This is a genomic window from Campylobacter sp. 2018MI13 (assembly GCF_018501135.1).
Lineage (GTDB): Bacteria > Campylobacterota > Campylobacteria > Campylobacterales > Campylobacteraceae > Campylobacter_E.
Map to the genome: position 1 here is coordinate 1 of NZ_JAHCZC010000287.1, position 396 is coordinate 396.

Annotated in this window: 1 protein-coding gene; it reads left to right on the forward strand. The window is 56.8% G+C overall.

Features of this window, described 5'->3' with window-relative positions; genetic code table 11:
* On the forward strand, positions 1–396 hold a 396-nt coding region (locus KJQ99_RS11445), incomplete at both ends, for a TSCPD domain-containing protein (protein ID WP_214150764.1).

Sequence of the window (396 nt, forward strand, 5' to 3'; positions counted from 1 at the left end):
TTACGACTCCGGGCGCTTGGGCGAGATCTTCCTCAAGCTTGGTAAGCAGGGATCCACCCTTGCCGGTGTTATGGACGCTTTTTCTATCGCGGTGTCTATCGGTTTGCAATATGGTGTGCCGCTGGAATCCTTCGCCCAAAAGTTCTCCAACCTCAAGTTTGAGCCAGCTGGCATGACCGACGACCCTGACATTCGGATTTCCTCGTCGATCATTGACTATGTCTTCCGTCGTCTGGCCCTCGACTGCCTTGACTTTGATGAGCGTGCCGAGCTGGGTATCTACACCGCTGCCGAGCGTGCTCGCTACGTCCAGACGGGGTCCTACCTGTCTGATGAGGAGGATGAGCTTATCGACTCTGAGACCCTCAAAGACACGCCGGCCGACCGCGTCCGGGT